Source organism: Lacrimispora brassicae, from assembly GCF_054772055.1.
Map to the genome: position 1 here is coordinate 126,164 of NZ_BRYH01000034.1, position 17,976 is coordinate 144,139.

At 46.1% G+C, this 17,976-nt stretch carries 14 protein-coding genes; 10 read left to right on the forward strand and 4 right to left on the reverse strand.

The features are described from left to right. Window positions 1-3: 3 nt before the first annotated feature. From ACYVD3_RS16940 to ACYVD3_RS16955, 4 genes are all read right to left on the reverse strand, one after another. Window positions 4-1,146 carry an acyl-CoA dehydrogenase family protein gene (locus ACYVD3_RS16940; RefSeq protein WP_460643662.1) on the reverse strand — a complete coding sequence of 381 codons (1,143 nt, stop codon included), beginning with the start codon at window positions 1,144-1,146 and terminating at the stop codon, window positions 4-6. 26 nt (window positions 1,147-1,172) lie between these two features. Further along, complete coding sequence (locus tag ACYVD3_RS16945) at window positions 1,173-2,399, reverse strand: CaiB/BaiF CoA transferase family protein (protein ID WP_460643663.1); 1,227 nt, start codon at window positions 2,397-2,399, stop codon at window positions 1,173-1,175. 71 nt (window positions 2,400-2,470) lie between these two features. Beyond that, the gene (locus ACYVD3_RS16950; RefSeq protein WP_460643664.1) at window positions 2,471-3,655 is read right to left on the reverse strand and encodes an acyl-CoA dehydrogenase family protein; all 1,185 of its coding nucleotides are present in this window, start codon (window positions 3,653-3,655) and stop codon (window positions 2,471-2,473) included. Window positions 3,656-4,115: 460 nt separating this feature from the next. Beyond that, window positions 4,116-4,514, reverse strand: a complete 399-nt coding sequence (locus ACYVD3_RS16955) for a PaaI family thioesterase (protein WP_460643665.1) — start codon at window positions 4,512-4,514, stop codon at window positions 4,116-4,118. 272 nt (window positions 4,515-4,786) lie between these two features. Between ACYVD3_RS16955 and ACYVD3_RS16960 the strand changes: the two genes are divergently transcribed. From ACYVD3_RS16960 to ACYVD3_RS17005, 10 genes are all read left to right on the forward strand, one after another. Then, on the forward strand, window positions 4,787-6,076 hold the full coding sequence (locus tag ACYVD3_RS16960; RefSeq protein WP_460643666.1) for a hypothetical protein: 1,290 nt from the start codon (window positions 4,787-4,789) through the stop codon (window positions 6,074-6,076). 332 nt (window positions 6,077-6,408) lie between these two features. Beyond that, window positions 6,409-6,774 carry an ACT domain-containing protein gene (locus ACYVD3_RS16965; RefSeq protein WP_460643667.1) on the forward strand — a complete coding sequence of 122 codons (366 nt, stop codon included), beginning with the start codon at window positions 6,409-6,411 and terminating at the stop codon, window positions 6,772-6,774. 241 nt (window positions 6,775-7,015) lie between these two features. Beyond that, complete coding sequence (locus tag ACYVD3_RS16970) at window positions 7,016-8,326, forward strand: extracellular solute-binding protein (protein WP_460643668.1); 1,311 nt, start codon at window positions 7,016-7,018, stop codon at window positions 8,324-8,326. Window positions 8,327-8,336: 10 nt separating this feature from the next. Next, a complete protein-coding gene (locus tag ACYVD3_RS16975) occupies window positions 8,337-9,221 on the forward strand; it encodes a carbohydrate ABC transporter permease (RefSeq protein ID WP_460643669.1) in 885 nt (294 codons plus the stop codon). Further along, window positions 9,221-10,054 (forward strand): carbohydrate ABC transporter permease, encoded by an 834-nt coding sequence (locus ACYVD3_RS16980; protein ID WP_460643670.1) that lies wholly within the window; start codon window positions 9,221-9,223, stop codon window positions 10,052-10,054. The genes ACYVD3_RS16975 and ACYVD3_RS16980 overlap by 1 nt, the downstream gene beginning before the upstream one ends. 101 nt (window positions 10,055-10,155) lie before the next feature. Further along, window positions 10,156-11,883, forward strand: a complete 1,728-nt coding sequence (locus ACYVD3_RS16985) for a cache domain-containing sensor histidine kinase (RefSeq protein WP_460643671.1) — start codon at window positions 10,156-10,158, stop codon at window positions 11,881-11,883. Beyond that, window positions 11,880-13,484 (forward strand): response regulator, encoded by a 1,605-nt coding sequence (locus ACYVD3_RS16990; RefSeq protein WP_460643672.1) that lies wholly within the window; start codon window positions 11,880-11,882, stop codon window positions 13,482-13,484. Before ACYVD3_RS16985 ends, ACYVD3_RS16990 begins: the two co-directional genes overlap by 4 nt. A gap of 98 nt (window positions 13,485-13,582) precedes the next feature. Continuing rightward, window positions 13,583-15,679, forward strand: a complete 2,097-nt coding sequence (locus tag ACYVD3_RS16995; RefSeq protein WP_460643673.1) for a beta-galactosidase — start codon at window positions 13,583-13,585, stop codon at window positions 15,677-15,679. Then, window positions 15,676-16,581 carry an ROK family protein gene (locus tag ACYVD3_RS17000; RefSeq protein WP_460643674.1) on the forward strand — a complete coding sequence of 302 codons (906 nt, stop codon included), beginning with the start codon at window positions 15,676-15,678 and terminating at the stop codon, window positions 16,579-16,581. The genes ACYVD3_RS16995 and ACYVD3_RS17000 overlap by 4 nt, the downstream gene beginning before the upstream one ends. 11 nt (window positions 16,582-16,592) lie before the next feature. Next, on the forward strand, window positions 16,593-17,975 hold the full coding sequence (locus ACYVD3_RS17005; protein ID WP_460643675.1) for a glycoside hydrolase family 1 protein: 1,383 nt from the start codon (window positions 16,593-16,595) through the stop codon (window positions 17,973-17,975). The last annotated feature ends 1 nt before the right edge of the window (window position 17,976 follow it).

Consider the following 17,976-nt stretch of genomic DNA (forward strand, 5'->3'; position numbering starts at 1 on the left):
CCCTTATTTATATTCCTTATCCAGTACGCCTGCAATGGTCATTCTCTGAATCTGGTTTGCGCCTTCAAAGATCTGGAATACTTTGCAGTCTCTCATCAGCTTTTCAACCGGGTATTCCTTGCTGAATCCGTATCCGCCGAAAATCTGCACGGCATTGGAGGTCACTTCCTGGGCGCAGTCAGATACAAAGGTCTTGCAAATGGAGCCTTCCTTTTGAACCATGATTCCCTGATCCATCATCCTCATGGTGTTGTTGACCAGACATCTGGAGGCTTCCACCTTGATTGCCATATCCGCCAGCATGGCCTGAACCATCTGGAATTTAATAAGGGGAGAGCCGAACTGTTTCCGCTCCTTTGCATATTTTACAGATTCGTCAAGAGCTCTCTGCATGATACCTACGGCCAGAGTGGCAACAAAGGCACGGGATAAGTTCAGCGCATTTAATGCAAGCTTAAAGCCGGAGCCTTCCGGTCCTACCATGGCAGAGGCTTTTACCCGGACATTTTCAAAGATCAAGTCCGTTGTGTTGGAAAGCCGGAGTCCCATCTTATTTTCATGGGCACCTACCGTTACGCCGGGGGTATCCCCGTCAATGATAAATGCGGAGATTCCTTTGTGTCCTGCCCCAGGTGTTGTCTTAAAGAAGCCCACAAATACATCAGACAGGGCGCCATTGGTAATAAAAGTCTTTGTACCGTTTAATATGTATTCATCCCCGTCCAGCACAGCAGTTGCCCTCATGGCAGCCGGATCGGAGCCTGCGTTTGGCTCGGTTAAGGCAAAGCCTGCAAATCCGCCGGGAGCAATTTTGTCGGCAAAATACTGTCCCTGTTCCCTGGTTCCTGCCAGGATTACATTTCTTAAGGCAACAAAGGTAGTTACAAAGGTAATGGCATAACCGGCATCTACTTTTGCCAGCTCTTCAAAAATCATGGCGGTGGTTTCATAACTTAAACCGGTGCCGCCGTATTCTTCCGGAATCTCCAGCATATGAAGTCCCATGTCAAATCCCCATTTAAATAATTCTCTGGGACATTCGCCCTTTTCGTCTGCTTCCTGGACATGGGGTTTGATTTCGTTTTCCGCCATATCCCTTACAAGAGCCAGCAGTTCTTTTTGTTCTTCGGTGTATAATAAACTCATGTCATCTCACCTTTCCATTTGATTTATCAAAGCTTTTTCAGTTTTGTTTCGCCGGTGGCCGCACCGGAAGCCAGAATTTCTTCGATCTCCCCGTTGGCATAATCCAGATGCTTCAGGATCTCAACCGTATGAGCGCCCTGGGAGCCGCCGATGTGATATTCCGGTACACCAATGGAACTGAAATTTACCGGGTTTGTAGGCATGTAGCGTTCTCCGGAAGGATAGGGGATCTTTGTAATGATGTTGTTGGCCCAAACCTGTTGGTCGTCATACATATCAAGGGGCTCATATGCTGCTTCACAAGCCAGATCGTTTTCTTTGAACATGGTAAGGAGTTCTTTTCTTGTGAACGTGCCAATGGCTTCATCCAGGATGTCAATGACTTCATGGTTTAAGTTGTCAGCGTTTACCTGGGCACATTTCATATAACGTTCATTTCCCACCATGTCCGGTCTGCCAAGGAGGGTCATGATTTTTTCGTAATCCCGGTCATACTCCGGACAGCAGATGACCACCCACTTCTGATCGCTGGTGCGGTATACGTTATTAAATGGATTGGGGACTTCCTTCCGGCTCTTGGGATACTGGTTTCCGTACTGGGCGGAGATGACTCCCGTGCTCAGTGCATATACCGCAGAATGGTGAAGGCCTACGGTGACCTTGTCACCTGTACCGGATTTTTCCCGGGCGTAAAGAGCCGCACAGATTCCGGACGCAAGTCCTAAGGCCACCTGGAAATCACCAAAGCCGTTGGTGGGGATCATGGGCGCATCGCCCCTGTTTACGGTGGTACCGAATACGCCGCCTCTTGCCATATAGCAGGTGACATCAAAGCCAGCGGTATCTTTTTCCGGCCCGTTTTCTCCATAGCCCAGAACCTGTGCAAAGATCAGCCTTGGAAACTTCTCTTTTAAGGTATCGTAGTCAAGCCCCAGCTTTTTTAAGGATTTTGTTCTGGTATTGGTAACAAAAACGTCTGCTTCTCCTAAAAGCTTATAGGCTATTTCAATTCCCTTTTCTGCCCTTAAGTCCAGGGTAATGAACCGTTTGTTCATATTCGCCACGTCAAATGCCAGATTTTCATCGTCTTCATAGGGCATGTTGAACACGGCCCCCTGTGTTCTGGCCGGATCCCCCTTGGCAGACTCGATTTTGATGCAGTCGGCTCCCCATTCTCCAAGAACACGGACCGTGGTGGGGGCTGCTAAATAGGTGGTTAAGTCGACTACTTTTACTCCTTCTAATGGTTTCATCATTCTCCTCCTTTACAAAAACAGGGTCATTAGGTCCAGACCGAACCTGATGACCCCAAGTCAAATCAATATTAGATGATATATTCCATCTTAGCTCCATGCTTGATGGTGTTTTTTGAGATGGTGATGCGCTGTACGGTAGGAGCACCTTCTTCTAACCACATGGCGCGGCAGTCACGGTAAAGACGTTCCACCGGACCATATTTGCAATCCTCAAAGTAACCAACACCGCCGAAGATCTCCAGCATTTCGTCACTGACTTTTCTGGTGGTGTCAATGCTGAAAAGTTTACACATAGCTGCTTTCTCTTCGACGTACTCGCCGGTTGGGCTTTCTTCGTAAGATTTTGCAAAGTCATAGACCATACAGCGGAGTGCGTGTACCATCATGGACATATCAGCGATCTTACAGCGGATGGCCTGACGGGTTCCGATTGGTTTCCCAAAGGTTACGCGGTCAGCGGCATACTGGAGAGACAGTTCCAGCATTCTCTGTGCCATACCCAGATTGCTTGCTGCAATGTGTGCACGGGAAACGGATAAGGAATGCATTGCGATTTCAAGACCCTGGCCTTCTTTACCTAATAAATATTTCTTGTCGATTCTGCAATCCGTGAATTTAAGATCTCCATGTCCGGCTCCACGGCATCCCATCATATGAGGCATGTTGATGACTTCAAATCCCGGTGCATCCATTGGTACGAAGAATGCGGACAGTCTGTCATCTTTCTTGGAATCAGGGTTGGTGACTGCGATGACATAAGCGAATTCGCAGCAGTCCGTGTGGGAGATGAGTGTTTTTTCTCCGTTTAACACATAGGAATCGCCGTCTTTTACTGCCATGGTATGTAAATCAGCGCCTGTTCCTCCGGTTGCTTCTGTCAGTGCGAAGCAGGTAAATACGGATTTATCCTGGAACTTGTTCATATATTCTGCTTTCAGTTCCTCGTTACCATAGTCATCTAAGATTCTCCAGTTTAAATCCATTGCATAGTGAAGATGCATTCTCATCCCCCCTGGACCTCTGGAGAATTCTTCCTGTACTTGAAGAATCTCCAGCTCGGATAAACCGTAGCCGCCAAATTCTACCGGCAGTGAACAGCGGTATAAATCATTCTTTATGCCCAGATCGTAGAATTCCTGGGGGAACTTGTTGGTGACTTCCACTTCCTTCTGGATTTCCTCCAGCGGGCCTTCTGCCAGCTCACGGATTTGCATCAGATACGCCTGAAATTCTTCTTTGGATAACTTACTCATGTTTGATTCCTCCTAAAAATTTTACTTAATATTTTTTTAACAATCTTGATGCTTTAATTATAAACACCGGGTCTTCAAAAATCCAATCGGCTGTGTTCGGCTTTTTGTGCATGATTGATAGTTGTTGTCTATGTATTTATTTTTTATATCCAGGCATTATCTGTGATATGGGGATAGCCGGAGCTGGATCAATAATTTTTCACTTTGATCTTGTGTGACAATGGGACATATTCTGAAAGATATTGATGAACTTTATAATAGAAGAAGCAGTGGGATCGCAGCGGATGGGGCTGGAGGAGAGTGGTTTTTAAGACTGTGAAATAGGAGTGGAATAGATTTTTTGACAGGTATAAGTCCATGCTTTTTGTCAGACAGATCCTGGATGAAAAGAGGAGAGAGCACCGGTTTTTTACTTTGATAAAAAACCGGATACTCTCTCCTTATTGACTTTCTTATGTTTTTACAGCGCTTCCAGCAGATACATGGTAAAGTCCCCTGCTGCAATGATTTTCCCGTCTTCCGATTTTACTTCCACCCGGTTTACAACCGACCGGCTGCCTTTATGTATGGAATTGGCCTCCACATAGATCAGGCCCGCGTTTATTCCACGCATAAAGTCCATAGACCCGTGCTGAGTCACATTGGAATATTCATAGGCGTATGTGGCCATGCCTGCGGTAATGTCGCAAAGAGAAAATAAAAAACCTCCATGCAGATTGCCGTATAAGTTTAGGGCACTCTCCGGAATCTCCAGGGATATCTTTGAGTGGCCCGGCCATACTTCCAAAAGCTGTGCCTTTTCTAAGCCGCTTAAAGGAAGAATATGGCGTCGGATTCCTTCCATAATTTCTTCTCTCATTTCCATTCCCTCCCCGTATGACCAGATTGTTTTTCTGCACTATAACATAATTAGGCCGGATGATACAAGCTTTTAATAAATATATGGGAAAAAAACTATGAATCTGGGGAAAAAGCATAGAATCGGCCGATTGGATATTCTATCAGCCATGAACTATAATAAATCCATATTTTAAAAGCCGATAGCCATGACTGGTAAAAAAGAACGGGGATATTTTTATTTTTCACTTATTTGTTAAAAAAGTATCAAAATCACACAAGGAGGATCTTACAATGAGCGGTGGGGGAAATGTAAACAAAGCTGAAGTTAATGCAATTGACTGGAAAACGGTTGTCATATTCGTATCCATAGCGTTCAGCTCTCAATGCGGCGGCGGTTTTGCCGCCGGATCAACGCCCTGGTCTTATTTCTTTGCAAACACAGGGTTTTACGGGATTCTTCCCAAGGTAACCCAGCCCTATTTCTGTCTGTTCATGCCGCTGGTAGTTGCGGCCATCAACTGCTTTATGATCTATTTTTTTATGAAATTTGCTATGGATTTCAGAACCTTTGATTATGGGAACTTTCTTGGAGCCTATGGAGCACGTTTTCTGGGGGGAAAGCTGGCAAAACCAATGCAGATCGTATATGAATTTAATTTCAACTGGCTGCTCATTGTATGTATGGCTCTGGCTTATTCTTCCTCAGGTTCAGCCCTTGCGGAGATTTCAGGTATGCCTTATATCATAACCACTTTTGTTGTGGGTATTATTATGTTTATGCTTTGTATGAAAGGAAGCGATCTGGTACGTAAAAACGCAGTGTTCATGAGCGTGGTTATTTTTATCACCCTGGTTGTGATTCACGTGCCAAACATGATCTATAATCTGACAAGTGGAAACTTAAAAAATGAAATGCAGGTGATGGGGGACTTACTGAACCAGGAAGTTTCCTCCGGAGCCGGCAGCCTGTTAAAATACCTTTTGACTGCATTCTGCTGGGCCTATATTTTTTCCGGCCAGAATTTAGGCGGATTTGGGGCATATGTGAACCATGCCCAGCTTTTTACCAATAAAAGAACCCTCCGCTGGGCAGTGGTTCTTTCCGTTATTTTAAATTGGGTGTTTCTGGAAATGACAGTGGTGAATCTGGCAGCGAATTATTCCCAAGTATTTGATGGCTGGAAGGCCGGCAAAGCGGTTTATACCATTCTGGTAGTACAAAACGGAGTGGGGGCTTCCGCATTTAAAGCCGTACTTCTGACCCTGATAACCGTTTCCATCTTTTTTGCAACGATTTCAACAGCCATCAATTATGCACAGGGCTTCAATGACCGGGTTCTCAACTGGTATCAGGCGAAGACAGGTGAAAATCCTGATGTTTCCGCTGCAAAGCGGAACAAGAGAGGAGCAATGCTCACATTGCTTTATATCATACTTACCTGGGGAGTTTCCCAGGTGGGACTTACAAGCCTGGTATCCAAAGGGCTGACCCTTGTGTCTTATATTAATCTGTTTACACTGATCATGCCCACCATTGTAAACGTAATCATTGGATGGCAGGATCCGGCAGATTCCGTTTGAATTGTTAAAAGTACTTATCTATCACCAACAGCAGCCAGCAGCGTAACGGGTAAAGCCGTATTACCTGCATAGGCAAAGATCAGCAGCAGGCAGTATGAATGGCGTGTAATTATTCGGAAAATTTTGAAAATCTGATGCCGTGTTCAGTAACCGTACAGTCAGAGTGTAAGAAATAACTTTTGGAGTCGGTATTATAACCGACTCCGCAGACTATAGACAAAGTCAAATTATATCTCGTAGCAATATAGATTAAGGGAATAAATACACGTTGCTATAATTTTATACTCAACTCTGCTATAATTAAGTAAATCGGAATTTGAAAAGGAGAAGGTATGATCTTACAAATAATTGATAGGTGCTTTTCAATTTACAAGGTTAAAGAAATACCAATGAAATTTTTAAATAATGAGTTTACATTTATTAGCACAACGGACAACGAATTATCTATAATAAGCGAATCCCATCTTGTTCCGGATGATATTTTGAAAGTGGAGAATGGTTGGAAATGCCTGAGAATTGCAGAGGATGCTTCTTTTGAAAAGTATGGTATGATTGCATTTTTAGCAAATATCATTGCAGCACAAAAAACAAGCACATTGGTAGTTGGAACGTACGACACTGACTATTTGTTCATTAAGCAAGAAAAATTTGAACAAGTGATCCAGGCTTTAAAAGATAATGACTGCAAATTTATCTAAATACCAGTTTCGTAACTTGCATAGTAATTAATTGAATACTTAGTTTGTCCACAGTCTATGGAGCCGGTATTATAACCGGCTCCGTTTTGACGTTCAAGGTACTTTACTATTGATCTTTTCCCCTGAATGTGTAGAATATCAACCTTTTTTATAGATACATCCCCTTATAACATTTCCAGCCGTTTGTTATAATTTTCATAAATAACGAAGCAAGTTCCAAGTAAAAAGGAGGATTATTCTTATGAGAAACAAAATTTGGATGCGGCTGGCCAGCCTGGCCTGTGCCGGGATCATGGGGGTCACAATGACAGGGTGCGGACAGAAAGCGCCGGAGGCGGCTGGTGAGAAAGTGGAGATTTCCATGCTGGATTTCTTTATTCCTGGGGAAGGAGTTACAAAAGCCATGAAACCGCTGCTGGATAAGTACCTGGCGGAGCATCCCAATGTAACCATCGACGAAGAGTCGGTTTCCAACTCTGATCTGGCAACAAAGGTACAGACCCTGGCTGCAGGAGAGGAGCTGCCTGACATTTTTATGATCAAGGGGCAGATGGCAGAGACGTTTGTGGAAAACGGCAAAGTATATTCCTTAAGTGAAGCTTTAGACGGTGATGCTGCCTGGAAGGATAATTTTAAAGAGGGTGTATTTTCCAACTTTACAATCGGAGAGAACATCTATGCCGTGCCGTTTCAGGTGACAAATACCTGTGTGTTTTATAACACGGACTTATTGAAACAGGCAGGGATTGAGGAGTTTCCGAAAACATGGTCTGAGCTGCTGGATATCATTCCAAAGCTTAAGGAAACTGGCGTAACTCCCATTGTACTTGGCAATAAGGAGAAATGGAATGCGGAATCCGTTATCATGAGCACCCTTGGCAACCGGTGTACAGGAGATGAGTGGTATCAGAGCATCCGTGACCGCAGCGGAGCGAAGTTTACTGATCCGGAGTTTGTGCAGTCCTTACAGGCTTTAAGTGACCTGGCCGCTGCCGGGGCATTCAATGAAGATGTAAACAGCATTGACGGCGCCCAGCAGAGACAGTTATACATGAACGGAAAAGCGGCCATCACCATTGACGGAAGCTGGGCCATTGCAAACTTCGATGAGAACTGCCCGGACGAAGTGAAAAATGTAACGGAAATGGCGGCTCTTCCAATGGTAGACGGGGGAAAAGGAAATCCGGAAACGATTACCGGCGGCGCCGGCTGGGCCTTAGCGGTAAACTCCAAGATATCAGAAGAAAAAAAGGCAGTAGTCATTGATATCTTAAAAGCAATGACAGGACCGGAATACGGTACGGCTGCCATAAAAGAAGGAACTCTCACCGCTGTTAAGCCGGGAGAGGAAGTTAAGATCGAAAAAACCGTGGCTGCTAAGTTTGATGTATTTGCAAAGGACAGGCCATTCATTCCTGTTTATGATCATCAGTTAAGTTCAGGTGTGATTGATGTGATGCAAAGCGGGCTTCAGGAATTGCTCATTGGAAGGGTTACTCCTGAGGAACTGGCCCAGCGGATCCAGACGGAATATGAAAACAGCGGAAAGTGAGTGACAGGAAATGAGTAAGGCATTAAGACCTAAAAACATAGTAATCTATGGTTTGCTTGCACCTGGACTGGCAGTCTTCGTACTCTGCTGCATTGCTCCACTGTTTGTGGCAGTTTATAACAGCTTCTTTGACTGGGATGGAGGTCCGGTGAAACGATTTGTCGGGTTTCAGAATTATGTGGAGCTGGTACAGGACAGGGCATTTTGGAGCGCATTTAAAAACAACCTGACCTTTATCTTCTGGACGGTGCTGGGACAGATCGGAATTGCCTTTCTCATTGCCATGCTTCTCCAGTCCAGGATTTTAAAATTTAAAAATTTTCATAGAACAGTGATCTTTTTCCCGGTGGTATTGTCGGCTGTGGTAGTAGGTTTTTTATGGAGGATCATGTATAATTCCGAATATGGTATCGTGAATACTCTGATGCGTGCTGCAGGCCTGGGGAATTTCATACAGCTATGGCTGGATGACCCGGATATCGTAATCGGCTCCCTGGCCATTCCAAAGGTGTGGCAGTTTATCGGATACTACTTAATCATTTTGCTGGCGGCCATCCAGGGAATTGACCAGAGCGTTCTGGAGGTGGCGGAATTAGACGGAGCCACCGGATGGAAAAAGTCCAGGTACATTGTAGTGCCTCTCATCAAAAACACCTTGATGGTGACCATTATGCTCTGCATATCCGGTAATATGAAGACCTTTGACCAGATCTTTGTAATGACAGGCGGCGGTCCGGGAACCAGCTCGGAGGTAGTAGCCCTGTATGCCTATAACGTGTCAATGAACCGCATGCGTTACGGCTACGGCAGCACGGCGGCTATTGGAATCCTGATCCTGAGTTTGGGGCTGATCCTGCTCAGCAGGCTGGCAGGAAGAAGAAAGGAGGAATCTTGATGAAAAAGGCTTGGGGCATTTTTCAAGGGGTTATGGCAAATGCGTTTGTAGCGCTGTTTTCCGTCACCTGTATTTTCCCGATCATCTGGATGCTTTACTCCTCCTTAAAAACGGACAAGGAGTTTTCCTTAAACATATTAAGCTTACCTGCCAGGCCGGAGTTTGGAAATTTTGCCAGAGCCATCTCTGAAGGCAAAATTGGTTCCTACTTCATAAACAGCATGTTCAATACCCTGTCAGCCTTAGTAGTAGTTCTGGTAATTTCCTTTGTCACAGGGTATTGTCTTTCCAGATTCCGGTTTAAGGGGAGAACCTTTATTTACTATATGTTTCTTTCCGGCATGCTCATTCCCATCTATGCCTTGCTGATCCCTATCTTTGTGGAGTTTAAAACTCTGGGATTGCTCAACAAGAAATTTACACTGATCCTTCCCTACATTGCATTTTCTCTGCCTACGGGGGTGTTCCTTGTGGAAAGTTCCATTGAGAGCGTTCCCATTGAAGTGGAAGAGGCGGCATGTATAGACGGGAGCTCTTTCTTAAATACTATGTTTCAGATCGTTATGCCCATGTGCAAGCCGGTTTTGTCTACCTGTGCCATTTTAACATTCCTGCATACATGGAATGAATTTCCTCTGGCATTGGTGCTTATAAGAAGCAACGCGCTGAAGACAATGCCCATTGGCCTGACTAATTTTGTGGGAACCTATACCGTCAATTATCCGCTGATGCTGGCGGCGCTGGTGGTTTCCACCTTACCGGTTGTAATTATGTATTTGCTGTTTTATAATCAGATCATGAAAGGCATGACCGCAGGGGCGGTGAAAGGGTAATCACGTGGGAAGAATGTTTAGGCAAGCCAGAAGGAGGCTTGTCTAAACTTGTTTGGGGGAGCAATGAGCCGAAGGAATATGTTTTCAAAAGGAGACCAGGTATGAAGATTTGGTGTAAAAATATATTTGGAAGCTTGCAGATGGCTATATTTGTCATGGTCCTGGTGCTGATACTGATTCCAACCGTGATTCTGGGAGTGATCTCTTACGGCCAGTACCGAAAGATCATCAGGGAGAATGCAACGACCCTGAATCAGAATAATACCACCCAGATCGCTGCCAACATGGAAGGAATCATGAAAAACGTCGGGAATACTTCTCTTTCCTTTTTTCAAAATGAACGGGTGAGGAACTTTCTTCTTGCCCAAGGGGAAGAACAGGTGGAAAGCGCAGCCTATGATCTGGACCGTTATGTCAGGAACCAGCTTTGCTATGAGGAGTATGTTTATGGGGTGGATTTTGTCCGCATGGATGGAAAACGGTACGGCTCCAGCTCCATTACCGATGGAATCAGCAAAGATCTTCAGAAAAAGCTGCTGGAAGAAAACGGACATGCCGTTTTTCTGACGGATATTAAAGTCAGCCCGGATTGGGGAAGCAACCAGGAAGAGCTGTACGGATATGCCAGAAGTATCAATGACATCAATGACATTGGGACAACCATTGGATTCCAGAAAATCTATATAAAAAAGAGTGGGCTTAAACGGCTGCTTTCTGACCAGCTTTCAGAGGGGGAAGCTTACTATGTCATAGAAGATGGGCTCATCCGGATTTCTACGGAGCCGGAAGCAGAGGGCTTGGAGATCACCAGAAGATTTCCGGGCCTGAAACTGGAATCTGCCGAAAACCACAATGGTGACCTGGTCTATGCCAGGGTAAAGTACCCGGGCTGGTATGTGATAAAGAAGATTTCCCCCCTTCAGGTGGAGGATGATGCATCGGTGGTGCGCCAGCTTCTGATTTCTACAAGCATTTTAGCGGTAGTACTTTGCGGAATCATGGGCTTTTTCCTGTCCAGGTTCGTCATAAAGCCCCTGGGAGATTTGGAGTCTTCCATGCGGCATCTGGAAGAGGATGATTTTAAAAGGAAGCTGCCGGAACATGGCTACAGAGAGATATCCGTCCTGTCCATGGCCTTTAACCGGATGACCCTTCGCTTAGATGAGCTGGTAAACCGGGTATACCGGGCGGAAATCCGGGAAAAGGATGCCCAGATCCGCGCCATGCAGGCATACATCAACCCTCATTTTCTTTATAATACCCTGGATACCATCTGCTGGATGAGCCGGATGGAGCAGGCATTTGAAACCTGCAGCCTGATTGAGGCATTGTCCAAGCTGTTCCGTACCTCTGTGAAGGATACCAGTAAAACCACCACTGTGGCCGAGGAGATGGAGCATATACGGAATTACATCAAGATTCAGGGGTGCAGGTATACGGACACCATTGAATTTGAGATTTTAATGGAACCTGGAACAGAGGAGTGTGAGACGGTGCGGTTTGTTCTGCAGCCCCTTGTGGAAAATGCCATTGTTCACGGAATGGGGGAACAGGAGCTTCCAGGCATGGTCATGATCCGGGCGTATAAACAGGGGGAGGATCTGGTTTTATCTGTGGAGGATGAAGGAAAAGGCGCCGATGTGGAGGAATTGAACCGGCTTTTGGAGGGAGAAGTGGAGGGCCTTCGGGGAATGGCTTTATTTAATGTTCACGAGAGGGTGAAGCTGTGCTTTGGAGCCGGCTATGGAATTCATTTTCTGGAAAGAGAAGGCAAAGGACTGGCGGTAGAAGTAATTCAGCCGTTTCGAAAAAGGGGAGAAGTGATATGATCCGACTGATGATCGTGGATGATGAACCCATCATCCGGGAAGGGATGATGACCATCATTGATTGGGAGAGTTTGGGTGTTATAGTAGTTGGTACCGTGGGGAATGGACGGGATGGACTTGCCAGAGCCATGGTGGAAAAGCCGGATATCGTAATTACGGATATCCGGATGCCGGTAGTGGATGGAATCAAATTTTCTGAGGAATTGCGTAAGAAATTTCCCAAGATCCGGATCGTATTTCTCACCGGGTACAGTGATTTTGAATACACCCGCCATGCCGTAAGGATAAGGGCGGCGGATTATCTTTTAAAGCCCATTAACACAGCGGAGCTGACCGGGCTGATTCAAAGGCTGGTGAATGAGATCAGCAGGGAAAACAGGGAGTTTAAAAACCATAGCCAAAGGGCTGTCCTGTTAAAAGAAAACCTGCCCCTCATGCGCAGCCGCTGTGTCCATGATTATATGTGGGGAAAGACGGAGGAAAAAAGGTTTCTGGAACGGGCCGGATTTCTGGGCATCCCTTTAGAGGAAAAAAATCTCCGGGTCGTCATTTTTTGTATTGACTATTATTTCCAGCTTCTTGCCAATGGGGAACGGGAAGCGGATTTGCTTAAGTACGCTTTGTCCAATGTGGCCGAAGAGCTTGTTGGGCGGCTGGGAAATGTCTGTGTCTGCGATGAGGGAGAAGCCAGGATCATGGTTCTGCTGTGTTCCGGGGAAGACACCAAAGAGGTGGCAAGAAGCGCCAGAGAGGTACAGTTTTATTTAAGAAAGCATTATGGACTTTCCGTTTCCGTGGGGATCGGAAAGCTGGTTTTAAAATGGCGGGACTTAAAGTTTTCCTACCAGAATGCAGATGAAGCCCTGGAAGAACGTATGAAGCAGGGCAGCAGCCAGATCATCGCCAGGGAAGAGCCCCAGGGAAGTCTTCGGGGGGAAAAGATATTCATAACTTCAGAGGAAGAAACAGAATTAAAAAATGCTGTCACACTTCTGGACAGGCGAAAGATTTATGATACACTGGAAGAGATCTTTCAAAAATATGTCATGGAACAGGAGGTGGGACGAAAGGCCGTGGAACAGCTCTGCATGTACCTGGTGCTCATGGCCATGCGGGAGGTCCAGCGTTTCCAACTGGCTCCGGAGCAGGTTCTGGGAAAAAATTATTACTATTACGAAGAAATTTCCAAATATGAAACAGCAGAGGATTTGGAAATGTGGCTGAAGGATATTTATGGTTCCGTACTTCGGGCAGTGGAAGACCGGCGCAGCAGCAAATACAAGGGGATCGTAACCAATGGAATTGCTTATGCCCGGGATCATTTTTCAGAAAGCCTGCAGGTGGCGGATGTGGCGAAAGCGGTCTTTGTGACACCAAACTATTTCAGCAAGATTTTTAAAGAGGAGACAGGAGAGAACTTTACCGACTGGTTAAACAAGTTTCGCATTGAAATGGCTAAAAGGCGGATGGAAAAGGAGCCGGAAACAAAGATTTACACCATTGCAGAGGAATGTGGCTTCAGCGATTACAAATACTTTGCTTTTATTTTCAAAAAACACACCGGATATACGCCTACCTCTTACCGGAATATGATCGTGTAGAATATTCAGCCTTAATGTAGAATATCAGGTTTATAGTTTTCAGATGGCCTTTATAATGGAAGATATTCTGATTAAAAAGGATGAATAAGGAGGACATCATGGAACAATTTTTATTTGGTGCGGTCTATATTATTGAGCAGGATTATACCCGGGAGGAGATCCGGAGAGATTTGACTTACATGAAAGACTGCGGCTTCAATTTGATTACTCTCTGGCCGGTTTGCAATCCATGGCTTGCCCAGGACAGCCATCAGTGGATATTTACCCAGACCAGACAGGTGCTTGATGAGTGTGAAAGTCTGGGAATGAAAGCCATTCTGCAGCTCTTTGGACAGAATCAGGCGCAGGAATTTATGCCGGACAGTGCCTTGACGGAGGATATGCTGGTCTATGATGAAAGGGGAGAGCATATCAATGAAAATTGTTTCTGGGCGAACTTAAATCATCCGGTGGTACGGGATTATATGGACCGGTATTTCCGGGAAGCCATCACATCCTTTCGGGATCACAAGGCGGTTTACGGCTACGATGTATTTAATGAAGCTCATTTTAGAAGTGACGACCCTTATACCATTCAAAAGTATCAGGAATGGTTGAAGGAAAAATACCATACCATCGAAAACTTAAACCGGGTGTGGTATAGAAGATATGAAAGCTTTGGGCAGGTTTCCCCCAAAAGAAGGAGATCCCCCTACAGCATCTGGAGCAGCATTATGCCGGATCTGGAATACGAAAGGTTCCGGAGCGTGACTTTGACCCAGATCTGCAGCTTTCTGTATGAAACCGCAAGGAAATACGATACAAGCCATCCCATCATTATTGATGGGACCAGCGGGCAGATCCTGTCAGGGGATGTGACCCTTCGTAACAACGATGAATTTGCCACGGCAAAGATCCCCGATGTGTACGGCTCCACCTTTTATCCCAAGAGCTGGGGAAGAAATTACCGCAACACCCCCTGGACCATGTCCATGTACTATTCCGTTCCTGCAGGTGCGGCAAGGAAAGCCGGAAAACCGTACATGGTCAATGAGCTTCAGACCCATACCCAGTCGGTGCTGACTCCAGGCTCCGAGGTGACGCCCCAGGAACTGTATGACTGGATTCTTATGTGTATATTCACCGGTGCCAATGGAATGCAGCTATGGCGCTGGAGGCCGTTTTTACACGGATACCAGTCTACCGGGCGGGGACTTACCAGAATGGATGGAACTCCCAATGAGCGGGCAGCGAGGGTGAAAGAGCTGATGGACCTGATCCGGGAAAACGGGGATTTGTTTGACCGCTTCCAGGTGGAAGGCCAGGACGTGAAGATTGCTGTTTCCTATTCTTCCAGACTTTATTTTGATGCGTTCTTAAAATGGAACAACAGCTTCTGGAGCGAGGACGTGGAAGGCTGGTACCGGCTTTTCTGGAACAGAGGCTTAAACCCGGAATTTACCGATATTGAAGACTTAGAAGGCGAGGAGGCAAAGGTTCTGGTGCTGCCGTCCGCCTTAAGCATCAGCCAGGATATGGCAGAAAAGCTTACGGCCTATGTGGAACGAGGGGGCATCCTGATCGCTGACGGCAGAATGGGCAGTGTAAATGAATATGGGGAGGTACCGGCGGAAGGAATCCCAGGCAGGCATTTAACCAGTCTCTTTGGCCTGGGGGAAGTGGATGTGGATTCCGGCCATTCCTTTTTTATCAGGAATCAATGGGACAGGGCGGAAAGGGATTCACCGGAAACCAAAATTCCATGTAATTTCATGGAACAGTACATGGAAGTGACTGAAAATGCCCGGATTCTTGGAACCATGGAAGACGGAAGTCCTGCCGTTGTGCTCCATCCCTATGGGAAAGGCTGTACCCTGTATTTCAATTCCTTTATGGGTGTGGAACTGAAAAAACAGAATATTCCCCAGGTGGAGCAGTTGGTGATGGAGGTGATCACCAGCCGTCATGCTTCTCTGTTTACCGCACAAAAGGACAGCAGGGTGCATGTGGCCTGCATCCGGTCAGAGTCCTGCCGGGCAGTTTTGATCATTAACTTTAATGAAAGAGTTGAAGATGTGGTGCTTCATGGGCTGGGGGATAGGACAGAGCTTTTGAATCTTATGACAGGTGATACCGTAAAGGTCTTCGGACAGGCAAAGCTCCTGATACCGGAGAATACGGCTTACGTATATAAATTTCAGGAGGAATCTGAATGAAATTGGTATTTGATGTAGGAGGAACGTCGGTGAAATACGGCGTTTCAGATGAGGAGGGTAATTTTTCTTTCACAGATTCGGTATCTACGCCGGAGTCAGATGTGAAGGGATTTTTGCAGGTGACCGGAAGTATTTTTGAAAAGGCCGTAAAGGAATATGCCCTTGACGGGGTGGCTTTCAGCTTTCCGGGAGAGGTGCACAGCAGGGAAGGCGTAATAAAAGGCATCAGTGCCGTAGAATATCTTCATGAAATCCCCTTAAAAGAGATTCTCACAGAACGGTTTGGCGGCCTTCCTGTGACCATGGCCAATGATGCCAACTGCGCTGCCATGGGGGAGCTATGGAAAGGCGTGGCAAGGGAATGCCAGAATGTGGTGTTTGTGATCTGCGGAACAGGTATCGGCGGGGCGGTGGTGGAACGGGGGAAACTGGACAATGGAGTGACCATGAACCGGGGAGAATTCGGAAATTTCCCCATGGGAGGCTTTAGGGATGGAGTCTTTCTTTCATGGAGCGATTATACCCTGGAAAAGCAGGCCAGAAAATACAACAGGAAAAAGCAGGAGACAGAGAATCCCATCAATGGAGTAAGGCTGTACCAGCTTGCAGAGGAAGGGGACCTTCTGGCAGAAGAGCTGATGGAGGAATTTTACTACTGGATGGCAGTTGGGTGCATCACCCTGGAATTTGCCTTTGACCCGGAGATCATTGCCATTGGCGGCGGAATCAGCGGCAATCAGGGAATTATCCACCGGATCCAGAAGACTGTGGTTTCCCTGCTGGAAGGACAGAGGCAGGGCTATTTAATGCCAAGGATCACAGCCTGCACCAACGGCAGCAGGGCCAACCTGTATGGGGCCCTGTATTACCACCTGTATGGAGAAAAGATTGAGATAGAATAGGAGAAATGAAGATGAATTATGTATTTCCAAAAGGATTTTTATGGGGAGGAGCCTCTTCAGGCCCACAGTCAGAAGGTGGAAGCAGGGAAGGCGGACGTGTAAAATCGGAATGGGATTACTGGTTTGAAAGGGAACCGGAACGGTTTTTCCATGGAGTAGGGCCGGCAGTCACCTCTGATTTTTATCACAAATACAAGGAATATATCCAGAAAATGAAGCAGGCAGGTGTGACCTCTTACCGGACCTCCATTCAGTGGAGCAGAGTGATTAAGGACTGCCAGGGAACTGTGAATGAAGAAGGAGTGACGTTCTACAATGACGTGATCAATGAAATGATTGCAAAAGGAATAGAGCCCATGATGTGTCTTCATCATTTTGACCTGCCGGAGTATTGGGTGGAAAAAGGCGGTTTTGAGAACCGGGAAACGGTTTTTGCATTTGCAAAGTTTGCGGCTGTTTGCTTTGAGCGGTTTGGGGACCGGGTAAAATACTGGACCACTTTTAATGAGCCAATCATCATTCCGGAAACAGGATACTTATACCAGAGACATTATCCTGCAGTTTGCGATGGAAAAAAAGCGGCACAGGTTGGATTTCATGTCCAACTGGCCAGCAGCCTCGCAGTGGAAGCGTTCCGGAAAAGCGGCTGCAGCGGTAAAATAGGCATTATCATCAACTTAACACCAACCTACTGTGAAAATCCCCTTAAGGTGGAAGACCGGAAAGCAGCGGATATTCTGGATCTGATCTTTAACCGTTCCTTCCTGGATCCATCTGTAAAGGGAGAATATCCGGAGGCATTGACAAAGCTGCTGAAAGAAGAGGGAATTCTTCCCCAGGTAATGGAAGGGGATCTGGAGATTATCCGGAATAATACCGTAGATTATCTGGGGGTAAATTATTATCACCCAAGGCGGGCCAAAGCCAGGACCACCGCTTATGAGGGACCGCTTATGCCGGAAAAATATTATGAGCCTTATACCTTTGAGGGACAGAAGATGAACACCTCCAGAGGCTGGGAGATCTATGAGCCGGCCATCTATGATATTGCAAAAAATATTAAAGATAATTACGGAAACCTTCCATGGTACATATCAGAAAACGGCATGGGGATTCAGGGAGAAGAGGAATTTATGGATGAGAACGGTGTGGTGGCAGATGATTACCGGATCGAATTCATCAAGGGTCATTTAAAATACCTGCACAAGGCCATAGAGGAAGGCTGCAATTGTTTTGGATATCATTTATGGGCACCTTTTGACTGCTGGTCCTGGATCAATGCTTATAAGAACCGGTATGGCCTGTTAAGGGTAGATATTTATGACAACTGTAAGATTACCATGAAGAAATCTGGCACCTGGTTTAAGGAACTGTCAGACCGGAATGGATTTTAAA

What these genes read in the sequence shown, in the direction of transcription:
- ACYVD3_RS16965 (WP_460643667.1), top strand. Translation starts at nt 6,409, where the DNA reads ATGATCTTACAAATAATTGATAGGTGCTTTTCAATTTACAAGGTTAAA.
- ACYVD3_RS16970 (WP_460643668.1), top strand. Translation starts at nt 7,016, where the DNA reads ATGAGAAACAAAATTTGGATGCGGCTGGCCAGCCTGGCCTGTGCCGGG.
- ACYVD3_RS16990 (WP_460643672.1), top strand. Translation starts at nt 11,880, where the DNA reads ATGATCCGACTGATGATCGTGGATGATGAACCCATCATCCGGGAAGGG.
- ACYVD3_RS16975 (WP_460643669.1), top strand. Translation starts at nt 8,337, where the DNA reads ATGAGTAAGGCATTAAGACCTAAAAACATAGTAATCTATGGTTTGCTT.
- ACYVD3_RS16960 (WP_460643666.1), top strand. Translation starts at nt 4,787, where the DNA reads ATGAGCGGTGGGGGAAATGTAAACAAAGCTGAAGTTAATGCAATTGAC.
- ACYVD3_RS16945 (WP_460643663.1), bottom strand. Translation starts at nt 2,399, where the DNA reads ATGAAACCATTAGAAGGAGTAAAAGTAGTCGACTTAACCACCTATTTA.
- ACYVD3_RS16980 (WP_460643670.1), top strand. Translation starts at nt 9,221, where the DNA reads ATGAAAAAGGCTTGGGGCATTTTTCAAGGGGTTATGGCAAATGCGTTT.
- ACYVD3_RS16955 (WP_460643665.1), bottom strand. Translation starts at nt 4,514, where the DNA reads ATGAGAGAAGAAATTATGGAAGGAATCCGACGCCATATTCTTCCTTTA.
- ACYVD3_RS16950 (WP_460643664.1), bottom strand. Translation starts at nt 3,655, where the DNA reads ATGAGTAAGTTATCCAAAGAAGAATTTCAGGCGTATCTGATGCAAATC.
- ACYVD3_RS16940 (WP_460643662.1), bottom strand. Translation starts at nt 1,146, where the DNA reads ATGAGTTTATTATACACCGAAGAACAAAAAGAACTGCTGGCTCTTGTA.
- ACYVD3_RS17000 (WP_460643674.1), top strand. Translation starts at nt 15,676, where the DNA reads ATGAAATTGGTATTTGATGTAGGAGGAACGTCGGTGAAATACGGCGTT.
- ACYVD3_RS17005 (WP_460643675.1), top strand. Translation starts at nt 16,593, where the DNA reads ATGAATTATGTATTTCCAAAAGGATTTTTATGGGGAGGAGCCTCTTCA.
- ACYVD3_RS16985 (WP_460643671.1), top strand. Translation starts at nt 10,156, where the DNA reads ATGAAGATTTGGTGTAAAAATATATTTGGAAGCTTGCAGATGGCTATA.
- ACYVD3_RS16995 (WP_460643673.1), top strand. Translation starts at nt 13,583, where the DNA reads ATGGAACAATTTTTATTTGGTGCGGTCTATATTATTGAGCAGGATTAT.